This is a genomic window from Methylobacterium sp. WL6, assembly GCF_008040095.1.
Classification (GTDB): Bacteria; Pseudomonadota; Alphaproteobacteria; order Rhizobiales; family Beijerinckiaceae; genus Methylobacterium.
Map to the genome: position 1 here is coordinate 1 of NZ_VRVH01000408.1, position 3262 is coordinate 3262.

General features: G+C 73.7%; 3 protein-coding genes. All 3 read right to left on the bottom strand.

What is annotated here, in order from left to right:
- Positions 1–887, bottom strand: an 887-nt coding sequence (locus FV230_RS26370; protein WP_281408336.1) for a protein-disulfide reductase DsbD domain-containing protein, incomplete at its 3' end; no start/stop codon positions are given.
- A gap of 215 nt (positions 888–1102) precedes the next feature.
- The gene (locus FV230_RS26375) at positions 1103–2920 is read right to left on the bottom strand and encodes an aminopeptidase P family protein (RefSeq protein ID WP_147844489.1); all 1818 of its coding nucleotides are present in this window, start codon (positions 2918–2920) and stop codon (positions 1103–1105) included.
- A gap of 63 nt (positions 2921–2983) precedes the next feature.
- Positions 2984–3169 (bottom strand): Rmf/CrpP family protein, encoded by a 186-nt coding sequence (locus FV230_RS26380; protein WP_147729957.1) that lies wholly within the window; start codon positions 3167–3169, stop codon positions 2984–2986.
- Positions 3170–3262: the final 93 nt, after the last annotated feature.

Consider the following 3262-nt stretch of genomic DNA (forward strand, 5'->3'; position numbering starts at 1 on the left):
TCCTCATTCCGAGGACTGGAGACGCGCGCGATCGGCATCGCGCTGCCGCCGGCGAGCGGCGCCTCCTCGCCGAGCGCGAAGGCCTGCCGAACGAGGCCCCCGCCGGTGTCCTCGTCGATCGCCAGCACGCCGGGCAGCGATTCGGGCGCGGGGTCGGCGGGCGTCGCGCGGGTCAGCGTCAGGTGGAGGCCCGAAGCGTCGACGGTGAAGGGCTGCGGCGCGGCGTTGTCGATCGCCGTCTCTAAATAGGGGAAGAACGCCACCGCGCGGACCGTGTCCGCGGCGAGGCCCGGAGCCTCGAGGTCGAGGGCGAGCCGGTCGCCCTGGCTCGAAAGCCGCACCGGCCACGGCGCGCGCTTGGGCAGGGCGGCGCGGGCGCGGGCGAACAGGTCGACGTTGCCGGGATCGGCCGTGGCCTCGCGCGCGACCGGCAGCGTCAGGGCGAGATCGGCCGAGCCGGGAATGCACTCCGTCTCGCACACGAGATAGGTGAGCTTGCCTGCGAGCGTCACCGGCGCGGCCGGGTCGAGGCTCGGCGGCGGCGTGACCCGCACGAGCAGGATCGCCTCCCCCTCGTAGCCGAAGTTCATCAGCGTCGCGATCGGGATGCGGTGCGGCGCCGGCCACTGGATCGCCGAGGCTGAGAAGCCCGCCGGCAGCGTCCAGGTCACCTCCGGCGGCAGGCCGGAATCGCCGGGATTGCGCCAGTAGACGTGCCAGCCCGGCTTCATCGCCATGCGGATGGCGACGGTGAACGGCGTGGCCCCCGCCACCGCCGCGGGCTCCGCCGCGAGGCTCGCCCGCACGAGGTCGGCCGGCGGCTTGAAGCCCTGGGCCGCAACCGGCCACGCGAGCAGGGACAGGAGGAGGGCGGCTGCGCGGATCATGCGGTCCTTATCGCGCGACCGACGACGACGGTTTCACGCCGCCATCCTCATAGGCCCGAACCGGCGGAGGGTAAAATTGTCGGCGTGCGACAGGTTGGAACGGAGGCGCCGCCGGATCGCGCATTCGAAGCGCGACGCGGCTCCCCCACGCGGGGGAGGGGACCCGCGTGAGGCTGGATATTCTTGCGGATGCGCGGTTCGATCGTTCGAACTCTTTAGAACCCGCTGCTCAACGCCGCCGTCGCCCGCTCCAGCCAGGCCCGCGTCTCCGGGTCGAGGTCCGCGGACAACACGTCGCGGACGCGGGCGTGGTAGGCGTCGACCCAGGCGCGCGCGTCCGGGCTCAGCATCTCCGGCACGATCAGGCGGCGATCGTAGGGGACGAGCGTCAGGGTCTCGAAGCCGAGCACCGGGCGCTCGCCGCCGGGCACCGTGCGGGGCTCGACGAGGACGAGGTTCTCGATGCGGATGCCGTAGGCGCCCGCCCGGTAATAGCCCGGCTCGTTGGAGAGGATCATGCCCGGCTCGAGCGCCACCGTCCCGGTCTTGGCGATGCGCTGCGGGCCTTCGTGCACCGACAGGAAGGCGCCGACGCCGTGGCCGGTTCCGTGGTCGAAGTCGAGGCCGGCCTCCCAGAGCGGCAGGCGCGCCAGGGTGTCGATCTGCGCGCCGGTGGTGCCCTTGGGGAAGACTGCGCGGCCGATGGCGACGTGGCCGCGCAGCACGCGGGTGTAACGATCGCGCATCTCCGCGCTCGGCGCGCCCACCGCCACCGTGCGGGTGATGTCGGTGGTGCCGTCGGGGTATTGCGCGCCGGAATCGATCAGGAACAGCTCGCCCGGCGCCGCCCTCCGGTCCGTGGCGCGCGTCACCCGATAATGCACGATCGCCCCGTTCGGCCCGGAGCCGGAGATCGTGGGGAACGAGACGTCGCGCAGATCCCCGCCGGCCGCGCGAAAATCCTCCAGCGCCTCCACCGCGGCGATCTCGCTCGGCGCGTCCTGCCCGTCGAGCCAGGCGAGGAAGCGCACCACGCTCGCCCCGTCGCGCCGGTGCGCGGCGCGGGCGCCGGCGATCTCGGCCTGGTTCTTCACCGCCTTCATCGCGGTGATCGGGTCCGGGCCGACGTCGGCGGTGCCGCCCACCGCCGCGACGCGTTCCTTCAGCGCGACCGCGCCCGTCGCCGCATCGAGGCGCACGCGCTTGCCCGCGAGCTCGCCGAGCGCCGGCTCGAACGCGTCGCGCCCGTCGATGTCGGCGATCGGTCCGAGCGCGTCGCGCGCCTCCGCCGTCACGTCGCCGGAGGCGAGGAAGAGCCGCGGCCGGCCCTCGCGCGGCAGGACGGCGTAGCCGAGCGCGAGCGGCGTGTGGCCGACGTCGGCCCCGCGCAGGTTGAACGCCCAGGCGAGGTTGTGCGGATCGGAGATCACCAGCGCATCGCACTGGCCGGTCTCGAGCTCGGCGCGGATGCGCGCGATCTTCTCGCTCGCGGCCTCTCCGGCGAAATCCAGCGGATGGGCGGCGACGCGTCCGGCCGGAGGCTTCGGTCGCCCGGCCCAGACCGCGTCCACCGGGTTCTCGGAGAGCGCCTTCACCTCCGCGCCGGCCTTGGCGGCCGCGCGTTCCAGGCGGGCGACGCCATCGGGCGTGTGCAGCCAGGGATCGTAGCCGAGCACCGCGCCGCGCCGCAGCGTCCGGGCGATCCAGGCCTCGGCGGTGCTCTCGGCGAGCGGCACGATCGCGACCACGCCGGGATCGACCTGTTCCGGCGCCTGCAGGGTGTAGCGTCCGTCGACGAACAGCGCCGCGGCATCCGCCAGGATCACGGCGGTGCCGGCCGAGCCGGTGAACCCGGTCAGCCAGGCGAGACGCTCGGCATTGGCCGGGACGTATTCGGACTGGTGCTCGTCGGCCCGCGGCACGACGAAGCCGTCGACGCCGGCTTCCCGGAGGGCGGCACGAAGGGCGGCGACGCGCTCCGCCGCCTTGCGGTGGCTCGAATCGTCGAAGGTCTGGAAGCGGGTGCGGCTCATCCGGCCAAGGTATCGCCGGCGCGGGTCGGCGGGCAACCGACCTCAGCGGGTATCGATGCGATCTCAGCCGCCATCCATCGGCGGGTCGGGGGCGCGATCGCCGGGTGTGCCGTCGTAGCCTTCGAGCCAGGCTCTGCGCGCATCGGACCCGACCGGGTAGGGGCATGCATCCTTCGGGCGGCCGTGGCTGCGGGCGCGGGCGCCTTCGGTGATCGGATCGGCGGGCGGTTTCGCGGGCGTGTCGGTCATGCCGGGAAAATGCGGGCGCCCGCGTTCGGTTCAGCGATGCGGGAAACCGCCGCGCGCGCCACGGGCGAGCGGCGGTTTCCCGCATCGCTGAAC